The sequence below is a fragment of the Psychrobacter pygoscelis genome (genome assembly GCF_004335015.1).
Taxonomy (GTDB): Bacteria; Pseudomonadota; Gammaproteobacteria; order Pseudomonadales; family Moraxellaceae; genus Psychrobacter; species Psychrobacter pygoscelis.
The window spans coordinates 1-16,557 of record NZ_RQRU01000002.1 but is presented as its reverse complement, the minus strand read 5'-3'; the positions used below and the strand labels follow the sequence as shown (position 1 = coordinate 16,557).

Below are 16,557 nucleotides of genomic sequence, written 5' to 3'. Positions count from 1 at the left end.
TGCATCGCCAAATGAAAAAGCCCCGCTATCATTCATTAAGCGGGGCTTTTATGTCTAAGGGGGTTTTATTATGAAATCAATTAGCGAATCTTAGTCAGTTCTAAATCCATCTTTTTACCATCATTGACTTGCATCACTTTAACTGGGAGATAGTCTAGGCTTGGCGCTAACCAAAAACTGGTTGAGCGACTATTGTCATCGTGGATACGATCCACACGGACGGTATCAAAAGTGCCGGCCGGCACAGTAATTTTAGAGCTGCCAGACTTCTTAAATGGTGTCTTCTCAATCTTATCTTTTTTAGCCATATAATAATTGCCAGTGAATTTACCATTCAGTAAATCTTGACGAATCTGCACCTCAAGGCTCAGGTCGTCAAAGGCTTGCTGTGCCATGGATAGGGTGGTAGATTTGCCCTTATAAGAGCTGACCACTTGTTTTTTACTGGGAGCAAAGCTTAAGTTATGAGTACGACCAACGCCAAAGATTTTATAAGTGGTACTGGCGCTACTAGGTATCACGTTAGTACCTGACAAGCTAAAGCTACTATTTTGCGTCGCAGAAGCCACTCCTGCCACTCGAGCTTTTACGTTATATCTCCAAGAGTTGCCTGATTTAGTTAGCTGGCGAGTGGCGCTGCCTTTGTATTTGTTTTCAATGGTAAAGCTGTAGTCCGCTGAGGATGGCTGGATATTTTTGGCATTAGCAAGGGTAGGGGCAGTCATCGATAGGGCTCCTATCACAGCTGCGGCTGAAGCAGCTCTTAATACAGCTGTTGAAGTGTTGTTATTGAGAAATTTAGCAAATATGGTCATGGTAAATCCTTTTTTAATTTATTGAGCTCATCAGGTATTTAGCTGCGCTGATTGATAATTAACATAGGGGCAGCTAAAAGATGAGTAACTAAAAGGTATCACTGACAAATAACTACTGACACTATTAATGGTCATATTCTGTTACATTTTCAAGAGTGTGGCTAGATACCCTCTGTTGAGCGATGTTGCTAACCTTGCCAAGTAGTAACGTCCTGTGACTAATGACAGTACGCTACATATTATTAATAGACTCAATGTGTTGATGATAGATTGGCTAACAAATATGAATGTCAGCTAGAGTGACTATATGCTAAATATTAGCGTTCATTTACGGATGAGTTACCGATTAACGCGATAAATTAGAATTTTTATAAAAATTTACACAGCTGACCTTGAAGCCATTTGCTACTGCCCCCATTTTTGAGGGCAAGCCTAAGCTGCAATGGCAGTTATTTAATTCTAAAAATATTAACTGTTATTTGGATTAGGTCACTTAATTCAACTAAAACTTAATTTGGAGTCATATCGATGAATATTCGTCCTTTACATGACCGTATCGTTGTCCGCCGCGTGGAAGAAGAACAAAAAACTGCAGGCGGCATTTTATTGCCAGGATCGGCACAAGAAAAACCATCTCAAGGCGAGGTTCTCGCTGTTGGTAATGGTCAAATCAGTGACAGCGGTGAAGTCCGTGCCCTTGACGTCAAAGTCGGCGACAAAGTTTTATTTGGTCAATATGCTGGTCAAACTGTCAAAGTAGACGGCGAAGAGCTGCTCATCATGAAAGAGTCTGACGTACTAGGCGTACTAGAAGGCTAATGATGAGCTTCAGATGGCTGTTCAGCTGGCGCTAGTCAAGAGGCAGCTATCTAAAGCTGTAACTTAGTTTAGAACAATATTCAGTCCAACTAATAGAATTATTCATAATAAAACGGAGATTATTCTCATGGCAAAAGACGTAAAGTTTGGCATTAATGCCCGTAAACAAATGATGGATGGCGTCAACATCCTAGCAGACGCAGTAAAAGTTACTTTAGGCCCAAAAGGTCGTAACGTCGTCATCGACAAGTCATTCGGTGCACCGACCATCACTAAAGATGGCGTCTCTGTGGCCAAAGAGATTGAACTAGAAGACAAGTTTGAAAACATGGGCGCGCAGCTTGTTCGTGAAGTCGCGAGCAAAACCAATGACGTCGCTGGTGATGGTACAACTACTGCTACCGTATTGGCTCAGTCTATCTTGCAAGAGGGCATGAAGTCTGTTGCTGCTGGCATGAACCCAATGGATCTTAAGCGCGGTATCGACAAAGCCGTTCGCGCCGCTGTTGAGCAAATCCATCAGCTATCTACCCCTGCTAACGATTCAAAAGCGATCGCTCAAGTCGGCTCTATTTCTGCCAACTCAGACACTAAAATCGGTGAGCTGATCTCAGAAGCGATGGAAAAAGTCGGTAAGCAAGGCGTCATCACGGTAGAAGAAGGCTCAAGCTTTGAAGACACACTAGAAGTCGTCGAAGGTATGCAGTTCGATCGTGGCTACATCAGCCCATACTTCGCCAATAAGCAAGACAGCCTAACCGCTGAATTTGAAAACCCATTCATCTTGCTTGTTGACAAAAAAATCAGCAATATCCGTGAGATTGTGCCATTACTTGAGCAAGTGATGCAGCAAAGCAAGCCATTGCTAATCATTGCTGAAGACGTCGAAAACGAAGCGCTTGCGACTTTAGTCGTCAACAACATGCGCGGTGGCCTGAAAACTTGTGCGGTTAAAGCCCCTGGCTTTGGCGATCGTCGTAAAGCCATGCTTCAAGATATCGCAACCCTAACAGGTGGTACGGTTATCTCTGAAGAGATCGGCCTAAGCTTAGAGACTGCGACTATCGAGCAGCTCGGTACTGCTAAAAAAGTCACCGTCGGTAAAGAAAATACTGTCATTGTAGATGGTGCTGGGCAAAAAGCAGACATCGATGCACGCGTTGATTCAATCCGTCGTCAGATCGAAGAGTCTACCTCTGACTATGACAAAGAAAAGCTTCAAGAGCGTGTGGCTAAGCTTGCTGGCGGCGTGGCAGTCATCAAAGTTGGTGCAGCGACTGAAACTGAAATGAAAGAGAAGAAAGACCGTGTTGACGATGCATTGCACGCGACTCGAGCTGCTGTTGAAGAAGGTGTAGTCCCTGGTGGTGGTGTGGCTCTAGTTCGTGCTATGGCTGCATTGTCTGAGCTAACAGGTGACAATGACGACCAAAACGCCGGTATCAATATCCTTCGCCGTGCGATGGAAGCGCCGCTACGTCAGATCGTTACCAACTCTGGCGAAGAAGCTTCTGTGGTGGTGAATGAAGTGAAAAATGGCTCAGGTAACTATGGTTACAACGCAGCTTCTGGCGAATACGGCGATATGCTTGCTATGGGTATCCTTGACCCTGCAAAAGTTTCCCGTTCAGCCCTTGAGCATGCTGCCTCTGTCGCTGGTCTCATGCTGACTACTGAAGCCATGATTACTGACAAGCCTGAAAAAGATGACCCAATGGCTGGCATGGGCGGTGCCGGTGGTATGGGCGGCATGGGTGGTATGGGCGGCATGATGTAATGTCATGACATTACTGACCCCTTATGCTTTACTTAGTTAATGGCAGTATCAGCCCGCTAAAACAGCAATAATCTATAATTGCTATTTGTAGTTTGTAGATATTTGCCGGTAAGTAAGTCATAAAGTTCAGCTACTGCTAAGTCCGGTAGCTGACTTAGCTACAAAAACAAACCCCGATAAGCTTAGCTTATTGGGGTTTTTAATGATTATTCATTAATACTTAGGTAAGATATGTGATAAAACAAATGTTTAATGGTGTTAAAAATGAGTTTTATCGATAAATTGAAAGCCACTTGCCCTCATTGTCAGCACCAGTTTGTGCGGCTTGTCAGCCTTAAAACTATCAAATTCTGTCCCCAATGCCGGTTGAGCTTGTATAAAGCGCCTATAGTAAAAAACAGTTTGTTTTATCAAGACGACGTCCTAAATGGCGCCACCTTATTTATCGCTGTATATCTACTCCAGCAGGACAATAGCACGGCTTCGATGCTACTGATAGGCCTTGTTTTTGACGCGGTTATCTTACTGGTCGGGGTGACTTTGGCCTTGCTGATAGTCAAAAGGTTATTCTTTGATGATTTTACTTTTTTTGTCCGCCGTTATGAGCCAGGCGTGGATAAATTTGAAGAGGTAAAAAGGGACATAGGCAACTATGACGGAAATATCAGCTCAGCCAACAATAAAGTAGTGAGCTGTCTGTCCTGTCATTCGCAGCGATTACAAGTTACCCGTTGGCGACCATTGCCAATGACTAACAAAACGTCACGTAGTGCTCTAACGCCAAGCCAAGATGCTGACAATATTAAGTCGTATTTAAGGTGCCTTCACTGTCATACACACTATCAAATCTATGATCGGCAGACGCCTGTGTATTATTCAGTTTGCTGGTATATTCCTGCCTTACTTTTATATGGTATATCGCTATTTAACATTGATAGGCTAATCTTTAGTCGCTTGAGCTTAGACTTACCCGAGCATGACCAGTATCTATTGATAGCTTGTCTGATAGGTTTGGCTGCCTATTTTATTATCGTGGCCTTCAATTACCATCAGCAAGATAGAGTAAATAACCTTAAGCTGGTTAAAGATAGCAAGACAGCACAATGACCGATCGTTTAGTCAAATATGAGTAGTGATTTGTTATAGACTGCTATAGATAGCGGCGCTTCAAGGAATAGTATGAAAAAGGCGGCCTTTACAGAGACCACCTGATATTGTTAGTTATCTTACACTTATCCCGATAGTGTTGGTTGAATGCTACTGATCCGCCTCATCACGGCGAAACGTCCAAGTCTTATCATCGGATGCTTCTGCACAATAGTAATAACCATCCAAATTAAACTTTTTTAGCTCCTCAGCATCAGTCAGTTTATTATCTGCCGCATATTTCACCATCAAGCCGCGCGCTTTTTTGGCATAGAAGCTAATCACTTTATACTTGCCATTCTTCTCATCTTCAAAGCGCGGGGTAATAATATCCGCGTTTAGCGCTTTTTTCTTTACTGCTTTAAAGTACTCGTTTGAGGCCAAGTTAACTAATATTTTATCATCATTATCCGCCATTCTTGCGTTAATCATTTTAGCAATCTGTTCGCCCCAAAATTCATAGAGGTTGTCGCCTTGTGAATTCTTGAGCTTAGTGCCCATCTCTAGACGATACGGTTGAATTAAATCTAGTGGTTTTAGCACGCCGTAAAGACCTGACAAGATACCTAGATGCTCATTGACATAGATTGCCGTGTCTTTGTCCATGCCATACATACCAAGGCCTGTGTAAACATCACCGTCAAACAGATAACCGGCCGGCTTGGCATTATCGTCGGTAAACGGCTGCTCATTACTCCAAGACCAGTCTTGATTGCGCTTGGCGTTAAGCTGCGCTAGCTCATCCGATATCCCCATCAGCTCTTGTAAGTCCACTGGTTCACAAGATTTCAATATTTTCATTAAGTCCTGAGATTGCTGTATAAGTTCGGGCTGACTGTAATAGTTTCCGATATTCACAGGTACATCATCGGTCTCGTTGAGGCTTTTGGCAGGAGAGAGTACAAAGTACATAAGTTATCCTTTTTATAGGTTACGAAGGTTGATGACAACAATTCTAAAAAGAGCAAAGTACTGTTTATGACAGTTGGCAGTGATGACTAGAGTATGGAGATTGTTTCATTGAATTTATACGATGAAGTATAACTAAGTCATAGATGTCATGCATCTGCGTCTCATTAAAGAATACAGTTGAAATTTCCTATTAATATTCTGAGCGATATAGTCAACCATTATTCGCGAATCTGAGATTACTGTAGAGAGTTATAAAGTATTAGCACGAGGTTTAAGTGGTCTATTTTTCATCATAAAAGCTGTCTATTGCTGATCATAAAAGAGGTCTAGTTTTAATAATAAAATAAGAAAAAATATATCAATATATCAATTATTTGTACCGATAACGTCAACTTTTCTATCATTTATATTACTTATCAGTCATAAATTATCGCTGATTAATTCCAAACGCTGTTACTATAATAAATAACAGTGATGGCATTCTTTTAGTCATTTATTATATTTATAGCCTTTGGTTTTGCTATATGTGACCAAAGGTTTTTTAGCGAGAAATTATCGTCAGCTATAAGTAGCCATAAGGGTTGCGCTTGATCATGACGATCTATAGCAATGACACACTAAGCAGCAGAGTAATCGAACAGGTATGTTCTGATTCATTAATACTGCCACTGAACTTACCAAAATAATGTCAAAACAAGTAAGGAGACTGTATGAAAATCGGCGTTATAAGTGTCACAGCCGCCCATGAAAAACGAGTGGCTTTGACTCCAGATGGGGTAAAAAAGCTAAAAAAGCTCGGATTTGAGATTATTGTGCAGTCAGGTGCTGGCAAGGAAGCCTATTACACCGATATGGCCTACGAGAAAGCAGGCGCTTCAACAGCCGCAACTGACTCAGAGGTGCTCGCACAAGCAGACATTATCACTGTGGTTCACGATCTGAGTGCTGAGCAGATAGGTCAATTGGCAGCGGGTACAGTAGTTATTGGCATGTTAGACCCTTACCGCAATGAGCAGCTAGAGAGCTACGCCAGTCAAGGGATTACGACATTTGCTATGGAGCTACTGCCACGGACGTTATCACGCGCTCAAAATATGGATGTTTTGTCCTCACAAGCCAACCTTGCAGGCTACAAAGCAGTGTTGTTGGCTGCCAACGAATATGTCCGGCCTTTTCCTATGTTTATGACTTCAGCAGGAACGGTAAAACCCGCTAAGGTCGTCATCTTAGGTGTTGGTGTCGCAGGGCTTCAAGCGATTGCGACTGCTAAGCGCTTGGGAGCAGTGGTTGAAGCTAGCGATCTTCGGCCGTCAGTCAAAGATCAGGTAGAGTCCGTTGGCGGAAAATGGCTTGATGTGCCAATGACTGAGGAAGAAAAAGCCAAAGCCAAAGCGACGGGGGGCTATGCTTGGACGCCGTCTGAGCAGTACATGAAAGACCAAGCCATCGTAGTAGATAAGGCCGTATCCAATGCCGATATCGTCATCACCACTGCCCAGATACCGGGCCGTAACGCGCCAAGACTGATTCATCAGGCCACGATTGACAAAATGAAAGCAGGCTCAGTGATCATTGATATGGCAGCGAGCACAGGTGGTAACGTCGAAGGCTGCATCTGCGGCGAGACCATCATGACGGATAACGGCGTTCGAATCATTGGTGCGGCCAATATCCCCGCCATGCTCGCCGCCCAGTCCTCCGACCTCTATGCCAATAATCTCGTAAATTTTATAAAAACGTTAGTAGACGCAGATAGTGCGGCTGCTGCTGGCACAAGAAAACTTGCAATAAACATGGACGATGAAATTCAAGGTGCGCTTGCCGTAACTCATAACAGCCAGGTAAGGCTACAAAAACGCTAGCTGAGCAGTTAGTTTCAAACTGCTGGCAAGCAAAATTGCACATTTTAAAGTTATATATTACGAGGCTATAAACCAAGAAGCCTACGAATTTAGGAGAACAAGATGATAGCCACTGTCTTAGCCGTCGCTGCTATGGCTGCCGACGGCGCAGTCGCCGCCACGCCATTTGTGGCGATTTTTACGATATTTATACTGGCGATATTCGTCGGTTATTACGTCGTCTGGGGCGTGACCCCAGCGCTACATACCCCGCTTATGGCGGTGACCAATGCCTTGTCGAGTATTGTCATCGTCGGGGCGATGCTACAGACCGTTTATATTGGCGGTGAGCAGATTACGGCCACTAGCTTACTAGGTGCCTTTGCTGTGTTTCTCGCCAGTATTAATATCTTCGGTGGCTTTGCAGTGACTGAGCGGATGCTAGCAATGTTTAAACCCAAAGACAAAAAAGTCAAAGCCGTTACGGATGCCTCAGTGAAGTCTGGAGGTGACGTATGAATGATGTCACTTATATGAATTGGATTGCCGCACACGCTGATTGGTTTTATCTAGTTGGGGCGATTTTATTTGTCCTAACCTTACGCGGATTATCTAGTCCGAAGACCGCCATTCGTGGTAACCGCTTTGGTATGGCGGCCATGGCCATTGCCGTTGTCACTACGTTTTTCTTAGCAGAAGGACCAGTATTATGGCTGATTATTGGGGCTATGGTACTAGGCGCGCTAGTCGGTATGTGGCGCGCTAGAACTGTGGCGATGACCCAGATGCCAGAGACAGTCGCCTTGATGCACTCTTTCGTCGGATTATCCGCAGTTGCCATTGCTCTGGCCACGGTGCTGCACGTTGAGCAAGAGCATAGTGCTATCGCCCGAATTGAGCTGTTCATCGGTTGCTTTATCGGAGCGATAACCTTTTCAGCCTCTGTGTTTGCCTTCGGAAAATTGGCGGCCAAAAAATGGGCAAAAACTATAAGTGGTGGCTGGGTCAAACCTGTTCAAGCTCTGCTCTTTTTGGCGATGATAGGCTTCGGTGCGCTATATTTTGCTACTGACTCCCTGCCTGCTTTTTATGCGATGACCGCTTTAGCAGTGATATTTGGCTGGTTCTGGATCGCCCCTATTGGCGGCGGCGATATGCCAGTAGTGGTATCACTGTTGAATTCCTTCTCGGGTTGGGCGGCGGCAGGTATTGGCTTCACCTTAGGTAACTCCATGCTGATTATCGCCGGCTCGCTCGTGGGCTCATCCGGTGCGATTTTGTCTTACATCATGTGTAAAGCGATGAACCGCTCACTATTGAATGTCTTGTTCGGTGGTATGGGAACAGCAGCGGTAGTCGCTGGCGACGACGACGGCGCGCCAAAGAACTATAAGTCAGGCTCCCCTGAAGATGCAGGCTTCTTAATGTCCAACTCTAGCGATGTGATTATCGTACCTGGCTATGGTATGGCACAGGGCCGCGCCCAGAATGCAGTCAAAGAGCTGTATGACATGCTAAAAGAAGAGGGTGTTAATGTTCGTTTTGCCATTCATCCTGTAGCAGGGCGGATGCCGGGTCACATGAACGTCTTACTTGCCGAAGCAGATGTACCTTACGATGATATTATCGAAATGGATGAAATCAACTCTGACTTTGCCAGTACGGATGTGGTGTTGGTTATCGGTGCTAATGACGTCGTCAACCCCTCAGCGAAGGATGATACTGGCTCACCAATCTATGGTATGCCGATTTTAGAGGTCTCCAAAGCGCAGACGGTCATGGTAATCAAGCGCTCGATGAGTACCGGTTATGCGGGTCTGGATAATCCATTATTTTATATGGATAAGACCATGATGATATTTGGTGATGCTAAGAAGATGGTCGAAGAGATGGTGCGTACCGTCAGCGATTCGGGTCACTAAGACTGCCTGATTTTATCTTAAGTCAAGACGGCTTCGGTCGTCTTTTTGCCCTCTGGCATTTTTTGCGCTCCAGTACATTTTTGCTTTCTAACATGATAGTCCTAGTCGCTTTTTCTCGTTACAGCTTAGAAGCTTACGCTCACTACAAAACTTATTAAAATACGTTGAATTCTTAATCGTTGAGATATATTTATGAACATGCTCATTCGTTTTTTTATTATGATGGCATTACTGAAGTCGCAGTTAAAACAGCAAGAGCAAAGCCGATCTATTGACCAAGAGCAGTTATTCGCGCCCATTGAACGTCAATATCGTATCTTGCCGCATGACATGGGCTTTCGCAATCATTTGCCCAACTATCGCTACCTGTCTTTTATTGAGCTAAATATCACCAGCTGGTTGACCCAGTTGAGTCATCATAAAGGGATAAGTGGCCTGATGTGGATCATCTCTATGCAAGAGGTCGTCTATCTAAAAGAGGTAAAACTCTTAGATAAGCTACAAGTAAAAAGTAAACTTGAGGGCTGGGATGAGAAATACGGCTATTTTCAGCATTACTTTTTTGTCAAAAATACGCTGATGGCGATTGGGATGACTAAGTTTATACTGATTGATAAGTCTGGGAAGCAGTCGCCTGAGGTGTTAGACATGCAGGACACTCATATCAGCCCAGTCATTGAAACGTGGAATCAGCATCAAACTGCGATAAAATCGCAATAGCAACTGCTGCCCAATTGAGCTAAGAGTGAGGAGCAACTATCTCAAACTAAGAAAGTTTGCTACGATAAGTCATTAAGTCAAAAATATAATCTTTAATTGCAAGGAAACATTCATGACCCCGCAACCATTAAAATGGACCGACAGCTTAGATATCGCCATCGAACTGAGTGAAAAATTCCCTGATACAGACCCACGTTATATCCGATTTACTGATTTGCACCGCTGGGTGACTGAGCTAGAAGGCTTTGCTGATGATCCTAATAAATCCAACGAAGGTATCTTAGAGTCGATTCAAATGAACTGGATTGACGAGGCGGACTAACTCTTATTTCTGAAATGTCATACGAGAACGCTACGAGAGATACCAACACGAAATTCACCACTAGGAAGAATAAGATGAAGGTAGACAATAGTATGACAGTTGAATCATGTACTCTAATCACAGAAACTATTTGCCAAGGTATTAGCGTACGCACGACCAATCACGATGAGCTAAGTCCGCAGAGCGCTAAGATTGGTAGTCTTTGGCAGCATTTCTATCAGAATCATTTTAATAGATTGAAGCCGAATAGTGATCTTTATGGTATTTACCATAACTATGAAAGCGATGCACTTGGGGCGTTTGATGTCACTGCCAGCTGGCGAGTCAATGACTATCAAGGCGATGTTACAGCCATTGATAATCTCGAAACGGTGATTATTCCTACTGGGAAATATCTGATATTTTCAGAAAGCGGCGAGATGCCAGGGGCGGTTATTAACGCTTGGCAAGCCGTTTGGCGATACTTCAATGAGTTAGATTGCCGCTTCGAGCGGCGCTATGACGTTGACTTTGAACACTACGTCAATGAGTCCCAAGTGGATATCTATATCGGGGTAAATTAATCTTTTGGTTGCTCTCTAACTAAGGTCTTGTTACCGTTCTGATTAAAAAAATAAAGGAAAAATTAGACCAAGATGGCAGCTGTAAGCATCACTTATTAGATTAATATGCCCATTACTCCTGAGCAGTTTATTGAACTATTAAACAAGTGCAGTTTGGGCGCATCTGATTGCAGAAGAAGTGGGAGAGGGACAGGTGTTAATCGGTGTGGCGCGCTGCGTCACCGACTCTGCCTAATAGATATGGACTTCAAAGAAAAATGAGAAATTCAGTTAGGATGCAGGTCTAAATAGGCCTCTTCAGAAATCTTCGATTTAACATCTATTAATACCTACAGGTTTGATATTTACGGGTTTGAGCAAGGATAGCTTGTCATTAATTGTTATAATATCTGTGACCAGTAGTCATTAAACCCAGCAAAGATTAAGAATAGTTCCTGCTATATTTAATGATAAATAAAAAGCGCTAAAAGCTGAATAGCGCTTTTTAAGTTAAGAAAGTTTCTTTAATAAGCGCTTTATCTTAACAATAAGCCCTCAAGCATCTTCTCGTAAATCTGCGCCAACTTACCGATATCATCCACTTCTACCTTTTCATCAACCTGATGAATCGTCGCATTGCGCACGCCTAGCTCAACCACTTGCGCACCCGTTGGCGCGATAAAGCGACCGTCAGACGTACCACCAGAGGTCGATAGCGTGGTATCAATACCTGTTACTTCTTTGATCGCATGTTGGCAGGCGGAGACAAGTTTGTCCTCAGCGGTTAAGAAAGGATTGCCAGAGAGTTTCCACTCAATCTCATAACTAGCGCCACTATCCTTAAAGTGCTTGTCTAATATTGCATGCGTCTTAGCACGTAGCTCTTCTTCAGTAGTCTCAGTCGAGAAACGAAAGTTAAATACCACCTCTACTGTCTCGGGGATGACGTTATTAGCGCCTGTACCGCCATTAATATTAGAGATTTGCATGGAGGTAGCAGGGAAGTAGTCATTGCCATTGTCCCACTTCGCGTTGACAAATTCATTTAGGGCGGGCATGAGCGCATGGATGGGGTTGACCGCCAGATGCGGATAGGCGACATGACCTTGCTTCCCTGTGACTGTTAACACGCCACCAAGTGAACCCCGGCGGCCATTTTTGATAATATCGCCTAAGGTATCGGTACTCGATGGTTCACCGACGAGGCAATAGGTTATTTTTTCATTGCGTGTCTCTAAAGTCTCGATGACCTTTACCGTACCATTTACTGACGGGCCTTCTTCATCAGAGGTAATAAGTAGGGCAATTGAGCCCTGGTGGTCAGGATGATTGGCGACGAAACTTTCTGTAGCAACAGTAAAGGCTGCGATGGCAGTTTTCATATCTGCCGCTCCGCGCCCCCAAAGGAAACCATCTTTAATGGTTGGCTCAAATGGCGGGTAGCTCCAGTTTGCCACATTACCCGTCGGCACTACATCGGTATGACCAGCGAAGCAGACCACAGGGTCGGCGCTACCACGGCGCGCCCATAAGTTTTTTACTTGGGCATCACGACCTGTCGCTTCTTTATCACCGAAGTAGATAAACTCACAGTCAAAGCCAACTGTCTTTAAACGCTCAGCTAAGACATCTTGGCAACCGGAGTCATCAGGTGTCACAGAGTCGCGGCGCATCAGCTCTATGCTTAAATCCAAGGTAGCTTGCTGATGGTTTACGCCAGCATTATCAATATCAATGTTATCGGTATTAGCGTTACTATTATTAGGGGTCATTATTACCTCAAAAGAAAAGCGAAATTAATATAGAGTTCAGTCGCTAGTAGAGGCGGCTGAAAAGGTGAAGCGATGTAAAATTTTAAGCGACCAGTCTGACTGGATCATCACGCCTTAGCCATGTCGCAATAGAGTAGCGTTGCCGATGGGCAATTTCGACTTGATGCTGCAGGTTGCTATCGAATACGACCAACCGATTGGCCTTAGGTATAATTTTGTGCTCATTGCCATGATTATCTACTATGGCCAGCTCGCCGCCATCGGTTTGGCGCCAATCATCGTTGAGATAAAACACGGCTGATACCACGCGCTCATCACGACCGTTTGGGTTATCGGTGTGCCACTGATAACCAAAGCCAGGTGGGTAGCAAGCATAGTGTGCCTCGCTGTGGCGAATACCAGCAAATAGGGTGCGATTAAGCCACAGTGCCAGTGCTTCAATACTTTGCAAATAGTAAAATCCTGCAAAGAAATTATCCCCAATCCAGCGAATCCTGTCACCACGAATATCTGGCTGCCGAACCCCTTCCGCCAGTTTGGCATCTCGATAGTTGACAAAGCCACTTTCGGCTTGTAGTGCTAATAACGCGGTATTAGAAAATAATGCATCTAAAACCACAAAACCATCTCTAGTGAAACTATCAAGCGCATCATCATTAAAATACAGTGACCAGTCTATCTCAAACTCTGACTGATTGAGCACCGCTTGCGTGGCCTGAGCTGCTATCGGTCTATCCTGATCTAACAAATCTGGCGTTAGTGGCGGCGGATTATGAGTACCGATAGGAGCAGACGCCAGATTATCTGATAAGGTCAATTCATTAGATCGTTGCGACATCTCGGCTATTCCTTAGGTAAGGTCTCGCGACTTTATATAGATAGTGTAACTAGCACCTTGTCTTAAGTACCGACTGTGATAAGTACAAGGTGAGTATAATATAAAGAAGTATTGGGCTGATGATTATTCTTGCAATAACCAGCCGTGACTAAGTGCTAACTTCGAGTCAGTATAGCTTTTATCCGAATGTTAAATAGGTCGTTAGCATGTAAAAATTGTGCATTGCCGTGTTAAAGCTGCTTATTTTTTACGCGCTTATGCTACCATAGAAGCCATTTTTATTAACGATGCAATAATTACCATGAATTATAAACACGCTTATCACGCTGGCAATTTTGCCGACGTCGTCAAACACATACTGCTGGTTCAATTGCTGAATCAGCTTAGCCAAAAGGGCAAACCCTTTTACGCGTTAGATGCTTATGCTGGGCGCGGATTATATTCTTTGACAAGCGAAGAAGCGCGCAAGACCAAAGAGGCAGAAGGCGGCGTTCAAGCGCTACTAGATGCTGATATGAGCACTGCACCAGAGGCCGTTCAGCAGTACCTTAATGACCTTAAGCTGGCGCGCAAGACCTATGATAAGCATGTCTATCCAGGGTCACCTTGGTGGATAGCCCATCATGTAGAGAGCCATCCGGATGCTGGTATCCGTGCTGAAGCTTTCGAGGCCAAAGCTAGTGAGTACGATGCCCTAAACTATCAGCTGTATCAGCTGCCCATCGGCATTCACCATCGTGATGCTTTTGAGGGTATCCGCGGCGTCATTCCACCGGCGGAGCGCCGTGGGCTAGTACTAATAGATCCACCATTTGAGCAAGAGCATAAAGACTTTAGCCGTCTTGTCGATCTGCTAGCAGTAAACTATGACAAATGGCCGCAAGGTATCTATGCACTTTGGTACCCTCTCAAGAATATCGATGCTGTCGAGCTGTTCCATAAAAAAATGAAGCGTACCGGTATCAAGCGTCAGCTTGTCTGTGAGCTGAATATCTATCCTAACGATGTGGCTGTCGGTCTAAACGGCACAGGGATGCTTATTATTAATCCGCCTTGGCAGTTTGACAATAAGGCGCGTGAGATTCTGCGCTTCATTCAGCCCTATCTAAAAGTGGCTGATGCACCAGAGCTAAGCCCTGATAGTGCCACTAATGTACGTTGGTTAGTAGGAGAGTAGTTATGTCGTCGATGTCATCCCAGTCACCCAAACCGTCTGTTAACCCTGAGACTGACAGCGTAACTGCTCATGCTGCGCCCCCTTATGTCGACGACAGCTTGGGTGATAGTGAGCATAATCTTATGCTTGCAGACAACGACGACTATGATGGTCTTACTTTTGAAGTTATCGAAACAGAAGTCACAGATGGCACTCCGGTCGTCAGTCGTGGCGTTTACCTTGCGCCCAACCTTATTACTACCATGTCATTATTGTCTGGCTTTTTCTCCATCCTAGCCAGTACCCAAGGCGACTTCTACAAGGCTTCGTTAGCGATATTTCTATCGGCAATTTTGGATGGTGCCGATGGCCGTGTGGCGCGAATGCTCAATGCCCAAAGTCCATTTGGCGAGCAGTATGACTCTTTAGCCGACTTACTTGCCTTCGGTATTGCGCCTGCCATCTTGATTTATAGTTTTGCCCTTGTACCATTGAGCCGTATTGGCATTGCCTGCGCCTTTGTCTTCACTGCCTGTGCAGCATTTCGTCTGGCTCGGTTTAATGTGCAGATTGGCGTGGTGGATAAGAAATACTTTGTTGGTCTGGCTAGCCCGTTGGCGGCTATCTTAGTTACTAGCGCGGTCATGGTGGCGCTCGATCACAATCAGTGGCTCGGCATCTACGATACCCATGTGATGATAGCTTGCGCTATTTGGGTCGTGGTTTGTGGCCTACTAATGGTGAGTAACATCAAGTACTACAGCTTTAAAGAGTTTGATAAAAAGAAAGTTCCTTTTGTGGCGCTCATTATTGGTGTACTGGTGATGGGTATTGTGCTATATGACATCCCTGTTGGTATCCTTGCGATCGGTATTATCTATGCGCTATCGGGAATATTCTCTACGCTTAGAGCCAAATTGAAGCACTAGGGACGTGAGACAAAGACATCATATAAGTGCGATGCAGCCAGCTCGACGCAAAAAAGCCAACTAATTTAGCAGATTAATAACTTAGACTTTTTACAACGTTACCTATCGCCCCAATCTCTATCATCTATTAATTTATAAACCAGCCGTTATCCTCTGATAGCGGTTTTTTTGTAGCCAATCCCGCTATCCGCTTGTATCTCCTCAGCTAGGCGGAGCGAGGTCACGGTTTGAGCCGTTCCTGTTACCTCGAGACCATCTCAAAACCTAGACCTCGCAATCCGCCTAGCCGAGCAGGATACCGCTGCTATCGGGGCTAAGAAGCCTTGTTTGCCGTAAGTTCTATTATTTAATCAAGTAAGTGTTGGGTATCAGACTTTTAGAAAATCCCCGTTAAGGCTAATTTAAAAAATAGCTCTCTTGCACTCGGAGCAAAGCAGTGCTTTGCTTTAGTCCTCGTTCAGGGCTAAACCGCACTCCAAGGTGACCATCAAACACTAATAACCGCTAAAAATTCCTATTTAAAGGAATTTTCCTTGCGAGCCTAAAATTGCAGTGCAATTTTTATACGGCTCTCATATCGGGGCTAAAAAGCCTTGTTTGCCGTAAGTTCTATTACTTAATCAATTAAGTGTTGGGTATCAGACTTTTAGAAAATCCCCTTTAAGGCTAATTTAAAAAATAGCTCTCTTGCTAGCACTGCGAGCATCGCTCTTTGTCTTGCTGCGCTAAAATAAGCCACTGAACTATTTATTAACGCTCTTTAGGAGCAAAGTAGTGCTCTAGTCCTCGCTCAGGACTAAACCGCACCCAAAGCACCAAAGATCTAACTAATTTGAAACAAACTTAAAAAAGTTCTTGACGGTGAATATAAACCGTATATAATACGCCACCTATCGAGAGGGAAGCGAGTCGAAGGTTGGCCGAATGGGTTAATTTTGAGGCAAGCGAAGTGAGGAATTTGAGGGGTTGGTGATAACCAAGCTTTTCAAATAAATCAAAAAACTTCTTGACAGATAAAATAAAGCGTCTATAATACGCACCTCATC

Annotated in this window: 15 protein-coding genes; 11 read left to right on the top strand and 4 right to left on the bottom strand. The window is 44.3% G+C overall.

Translation table 11 applies throughout. The features are described from left to right. Positions 1 to 80: 80 nt before the first annotated feature. A complete protein-coding gene (locus EGV92_RS04825; RefSeq protein WP_131668132.1) occupies positions 81 to 815 on the bottom strand; it encodes a DUF3108 domain-containing protein in 735 nt (244 codons plus the stop codon). Positions 816 to 1,343: 528 nt separating this feature from the next. Here EGV92_RS04825 and EGV92_RS04820 point away from each other — a divergent pair. The 3 genes from EGV92_RS04820 to EGV92_RS04810 all read left to right on the top strand — a co-directional run bounded on the left by EGV92_RS04820 (position 1,344) and on the right by EGV92_RS04810 (position 4,518). Further along, a complete protein-coding gene (locus EGV92_RS04820; protein ID WP_131668131.1) occupies positions 1,344 to 1,634 on the top strand; it encodes a co-chaperone GroES in 291 nt (96 codons plus the stop codon). A 127-nt stretch (positions 1,635 to 1,761) separates the two neighbouring features. Further along, complete coding sequence (gene groL, locus EGV92_RS04815) at positions 1,762 to 3,411, top strand: chaperonin GroEL (RefSeq protein ID WP_131668130.1); 1,650 nt, start codon at positions 1,762 to 1,764, stop codon at positions 3,409 to 3,411. 264 nt (positions 3,412 to 3,675) lie between these two features. After that, positions 3,676 to 4,518 (top strand): hypothetical protein, encoded by an 843-nt coding sequence (locus EGV92_RS04810; RefSeq protein WP_131668129.1) that lies wholly within the window; start codon positions 3,676 to 3,678, stop codon positions 4,516 to 4,518. Positions 4,519 to 4,668: 150 nt separating this feature from the next. Here EGV92_RS04810 and yaaA read toward each other — a convergent pair whose 3' ends face one another. Further along, positions 4,669 to 5,469, bottom strand: a complete 801-nt coding sequence (yaaA, locus tag EGV92_RS04805) for a peroxide stress protein YaaA (protein ID WP_131668128.1) — start codon at positions 5,467 to 5,469, stop codon at positions 4,669 to 4,671. Positions 5,470 to 6,179: 710 nt separating this feature from the next. Between yaaA and EGV92_RS04800 the strand changes: the two genes are divergently transcribed. The 6 genes from EGV92_RS04800 to EGV92_RS04775 all read left to right on the top strand — a co-directional run bounded on the left by EGV92_RS04800 (position 6,180) and on the right by EGV92_RS04775 (position 10,837). After that, complete coding sequence (locus tag EGV92_RS04800; RefSeq protein WP_131668127.1) at positions 6,180 to 7,331, top strand: Re/Si-specific NAD(P)(+) transhydrogenase subunit alpha; 1,152 nt, start codon at positions 6,180 to 6,182, stop codon at positions 7,329 to 7,331. A gap of 132 nt (positions 7,332 to 7,463) precedes the next feature. Then, positions 7,464 to 7,829: a proton-translocating transhydrogenase family protein gene (locus EGV92_RS04795; protein ID WP_242678656.1), complete on the top strand. Its 366-nt coding sequence runs from the start codon at positions 7,464 to 7,466 to the stop codon at positions 7,827 to 7,829. 14 nt (positions 7,830 to 7,843) lie between these two features. Further along, positions 7,844 to 9,232, top strand: a complete 1,389-nt coding sequence (locus EGV92_RS04790) for an NAD(P)(+) transhydrogenase (Re/Si-specific) subunit beta (RefSeq protein ID WP_131668749.1) — start codon at positions 7,844 to 7,846, stop codon at positions 9,230 to 9,232. A gap of 192 nt (positions 9,233 to 9,424) precedes the next feature. Further along, positions 9,425 to 9,952 (top strand): acyl-CoA thioesterase, encoded by a 528-nt coding sequence (locus EGV92_RS04785; protein ID WP_131668125.1) that lies wholly within the window; start codon positions 9,425 to 9,427, stop codon positions 9,950 to 9,952. Positions 9,953 to 10,064: 112 nt separating this feature from the next. Then, positions 10,065 to 10,274, top strand: a complete 210-nt coding sequence (iscX, locus tag EGV92_RS04780; protein ID WP_131668124.1) for a Fe-S cluster assembly protein IscX — start codon at positions 10,065 to 10,067, stop codon at positions 10,272 to 10,274. A gap of 92 nt (positions 10,275 to 10,366) precedes the next feature. Beyond that, positions 10,367 to 10,837 (top strand): GyrI-like domain-containing protein, encoded by a 471-nt coding sequence (locus EGV92_RS04775; RefSeq protein WP_131668123.1) that lies wholly within the window; start codon positions 10,367 to 10,369, stop codon positions 10,835 to 10,837. A 515-nt stretch (positions 10,838 to 11,352) separates the two neighbouring features. Here EGV92_RS04775 and dapE read toward each other — a convergent pair. Both dapE and EGV92_RS04765 read right to left on the bottom strand, forming a co-directional pair. Beyond that, positions 11,353 to 12,588, bottom strand: coding sequence for a succinyl-diaminopimelate desuccinylase (gene dapE / locus EGV92_RS04770; RefSeq protein ID WP_131668122.1), 1,236 nt, complete (start codon positions 12,586 to 12,588; stop codon positions 11,353 to 11,355). Positions 12,589 to 12,670: 82 nt separating this feature from the next. Continuing rightward, positions 12,671 to 13,426: a 2OG-Fe(II) oxygenase gene (locus tag EGV92_RS04765; RefSeq protein ID WP_131668121.1), complete on the bottom strand. Its 756-nt coding sequence runs from the start codon at positions 13,424 to 13,426 to the stop codon at positions 12,671 to 12,673. A gap of 301 nt (positions 13,427 to 13,727) precedes the next feature. On the opposite strand from EGV92_RS04765, the gene EGV92_RS04760 reads away from it, so the two are divergent. Further along, positions 13,728 to 14,603, top strand: a complete 876-nt coding sequence (locus tag EGV92_RS04760) for a 23S rRNA (adenine(2030)-N(6))-methyltransferase RlmJ (protein WP_131668120.1) — start codon at positions 13,728 to 13,730, stop codon at positions 14,601 to 14,603. A 122-nt stretch (positions 14,604 to 14,725) separates the two neighbouring features. Continuing rightward, positions 14,726 to 15,511, top strand: coding sequence for a CDP-diacylglycerol--serine O-phosphatidyltransferase (gene pssA, locus EGV92_RS04755; protein ID WP_131668748.1), 786 nt, complete (start codon positions 14,726 to 14,728; stop codon positions 15,509 to 15,511). Positions 15,512 to 16,557: the final 1,046 nt, after the last annotated feature.

Bases quoted from the DNA above. Each gene is read 5' to 3' on its own strand.
- EGV92_RS04765 (WP_131668121.1), bottom strand. From the start codon at position 13,426: ATGTCGCAACGATCTAATGAATTGACCTTATCAGATAATCTGGCGTCT.
- EGV92_RS04785 (WP_131668125.1), top strand. From the start codon at position 9,425: ATGAACATGCTCATTCGTTTTTTTATTATGATGGCATTACTGAAGTCG.
- yaaA (WP_131668128.1), bottom strand. From the start codon at position 5,469: ATGTACTTTGTACTCTCTCCTGCCAAAAGCCTCAACGAGACCGATGAT.
- EGV92_RS04775 (WP_131668123.1), top strand. From the start codon at position 10,367: ATGACAGTTGAATCATGTACTCTAATCACAGAAACTATTTGCCAAGGT.
- dapE (WP_131668122.1), bottom strand. From the start codon at position 12,588: ATGACCCCTAATAATAGTAACGCTAATACCGATAACATTGATATTGAT.
- pssA (WP_131668748.1), top strand. From the start codon at position 14,726: ATGCTTGCAGACAACGACGACTATGATGGTCTTACTTTTGAAGTTATC.
- EGV92_RS04790 (WP_131668749.1), top strand. From the start codon at position 7,844: ATGAATTGGATTGCCGCACACGCTGATTGGTTTTATCTAGTTGGGGCG.
- EGV92_RS04810 (WP_131668129.1), top strand. From the start codon at position 3,676: ATGAGTTTTATCGATAAATTGAAAGCCACTTGCCCTCATTGTCAGCAC.
- groL (WP_131668130.1), top strand. From the start codon at position 1,762: ATGGCAAAAGACGTAAAGTTTGGCATTAATGCCCGTAAACAAATGATG.
- iscX (WP_131668124.1), top strand. From the start codon at position 10,065: ATGACCCCGCAACCATTAAAATGGACCGACAGCTTAGATATCGCCATC.
- EGV92_RS04760 (WP_131668120.1), top strand. From the start codon at position 13,728: ATGAATTATAAACACGCTTATCACGCTGGCAATTTTGCCGACGTCGTC.
- EGV92_RS04825 (WP_131668132.1), bottom strand. From the start codon at position 815: ATGACCATATTTGCTAAATTTCTCAATAACAACACTTCAACAGCTGTA.
- EGV92_RS04820 (WP_131668131.1), top strand. From the start codon at position 1,344: ATGAATATTCGTCCTTTACATGACCGTATCGTTGTCCGCCGCGTGGAA.
- EGV92_RS04795 (WP_242678656.1), top strand. From the start codon at position 7,464: ATGGCTGCCGACGGCGCAGTCGCCGCCACGCCATTTGTGGCGATTTTT.
- EGV92_RS04800 (WP_131668127.1), top strand. From the start codon at position 6,180: ATGAAAATCGGCGTTATAAGTGTCACAGCCGCCCATGAAAAACGAGTG.